This is a genomic window from Mameliella sp. CS4 (assembly GCF_019392335.1).
Lineage (GTDB): Bacteria > Pseudomonadota > Alphaproteobacteria > Rhodobacterales > Rhodobacteraceae > Antarctobacter.
In genome coordinates, this window is sequence record NZ_JAHXRQ010000062.1 from 1 (window position 1) to 2134 (window position 2134).

Consider the following 2134-nt stretch of genomic DNA (forward strand, 5'->3'; position numbering starts at 1 on the left):
CTGTTCTCCTCGTCGTTTTGAACGTTACGAGAACAAACTCTACTTTTGAATGGCCCAGTTCTTTGGGGGCAGGTCAATTGCAACGTGTGCAAGTCCGTGACCGGTCAACAAACCACGCATGTTGCATTCTTCGGTCACGAGGATCTTGAAGTGGACAATCCCAACCAGCTGAAACGGCAACCATTCAATTCGGAAAATCCGAATGGCCCCTTGGAGCTTTGCACATGTGCCGAATGCGGTGCAGCGCTGTTGCTCGATGACAAAGAAAAGCGCATTCGTGTCGCTGTACCCAATGTGATGGGTTACGATGCAAATGCATTTCCCAAACCTGAATACCACGCGTTCTATGACAGCACCAAGGGGTATGAAAAACCCAGTGATGGCCGCCCGGTGTATGAAGGGCTTCGCCCCGACTTCTCTTGGCCAACACCGTCGGCTTGAACCGCGCCGGACTTGCTGGAGGTACCGTGACTTCGGGCCGGTCCATCGGTGGTATCGAGAGGCCGCATTTTGATGCACGGTGTCAATAAGCATCGAATATTGATCGCCTAGCGGCGTCCAAAACACCTCTTCTCGCACTACGTAGTTTGGCCCGATGCAATCAAGCCCCACACAGCTCAGCCGCATCGGGCCAGCGCACTGTATGCTATTCGCCGATCTTGAAGTCCCAGTTTTGATTGACCATTTAGACGATGTCACATCGATGGGTCAGGAGTGAAGTTGCATAGCCACGTGTATTGTGGTTGGCTTCTTTGCAATTTTGTGAGCAAGGAGGCCATAATGAGTGGCCTGCCCCCATCACGTGGTCCGGTTTGATTGTTAGGCCGTGTTGACAAAAGGGATTCCCATCGAGGGCTGAGCGTGATTCAAACTGGTATCTACGATGGAGACCAGCTTGGCACGAGACCTGATGTCGGACGAAGAGTGGGCGTTCTTTGAACGCTTCATTCTGGCCGTCCGAGCGCCGAACGGGCGCAAACCCACCAACCATCGCCTTGTTCTAGATGGGGTTTTCTGGATCGCGCGGACGGGCGCTCCGTGGCGCGACCTCCCCAAGGAATTCGGCAAATGGTCGAGCGTTTACCGGCAGTTCCGGCGCTGGACACTGGCAGGGTTGTGGGAGGACATCATGGATGCCTTGAACCAGAGCGGCGCGGTCCTACACGCCCTTCAAATGATCGACAGCACCGTGGTCCGCGCTCATCATCAGGCAGCGGGCGCTAAAGGGGGACTCCGCGACAGGGTTTCGGGCGTTCAAGAGGTGGCTTCACGACCAAGATCCACCTCTTCGTCAATGCTGCAGGGATGCCCATGAGGACCGAGATAACGCCGGGCCAGACATCGGACTATCTTGGCTTCGATCTGGTCATGGCCGAAAACCTGCCGGCACCGGGCGCCCTGTTGGCCGACCGAGGCTATGACGCTGACAGCATTCGAAAATCCATGGGAAAGCGGGACGTTTTGCCTGTCATCCCCCTTTCGGGACATCGCTTCGCGATGCCCTGCCGGGCAAGGGATGCGGAAGTCACGCAAGATGCGCGTCGGTGTCGACCGTCCCCTCTACAGGCTGCGCAACCTGGTCGAGCAGTGCTTCAACAAGCTGAAAAACGCCCGCCGTGTCGCTACCCGCTATGACAAGACCGCAGAGAGTTTCCTGGGTTTCATCGACATCACGTCGATCCGTCTTTGGCTCCGTCATTTGTCAACATGACCTAGCCAGCTAGGAAGAAAGATGGAAGGGTTGAACGAACCGATCAACACCACAGTCACGGAATCACTTGTTGTTGAGACGCCCATGTTCAACCTCCGTAGGAGGTTTTGCACGGATTTTGTTGGTTGTCACCCGGCATCAAGAACTGTTGGCTCAGAGTTTCTACACATTTCTTTGTTTGCGCCCCCAAAGCCACTTCTGCTCGCAACCCATATGCGCTGTTCACCAAAACATCGAGGCGTGGCTTGTGCTCGAGCGAATAGGGAAAGGTGGGTGATCGGGTGGATTGAGCTTCGACCGATCTCGGTAATTTGTTGAAATATATCAGTTTTGTTCGGATAATTGGGGGAGTGTCCTGAAGTCTGTGTATCTGTCCCGGTCCATGCGGTTTCAGATACTCAAGCGTCGAAGCGCTCGCCGAAC

2 protein-coding genes and 1 pseudogene are annotated in these 2134 nt (G+C 54.9%); 2 read left to right on the forward strand and 1 reads right to left on the reverse strand.

Going from position 1 to position 2134, the window contains the following annotated elements:
• Positions 1-45 precede the first annotated feature (45 nt).
• Both KZZ07_RS26465 and KZZ07_RS26470 read left to right on the forward strand, forming a co-directional pair.
• Positions 46-441 carry a GFA family protein gene (locus KZZ07_RS26465; RefSeq protein WP_500862246.1) on the forward strand — a complete coding sequence of 132 codons (396 nt, stop codon included), beginning with the start codon at positions 46-48 and terminating at the stop codon, positions 439-441.
• 442 nt (positions 442-883) lie between these two features.
• Positions 884-1711: pseudogene (locus tag KZZ07_RS26470) on the forward strand (IS5 family transposase).
• 88 nt (positions 1712-1799) lie between these two features.
• Here KZZ07_RS26470 and KZZ07_RS26475 read toward each other — a convergent pair.
• Positions 1800-2134 (reverse strand): hypothetical protein (locus KZZ07_RS26475; protein WP_219519865.1); only part of this gene is annotated, 335 nt, incomplete at its 5' end.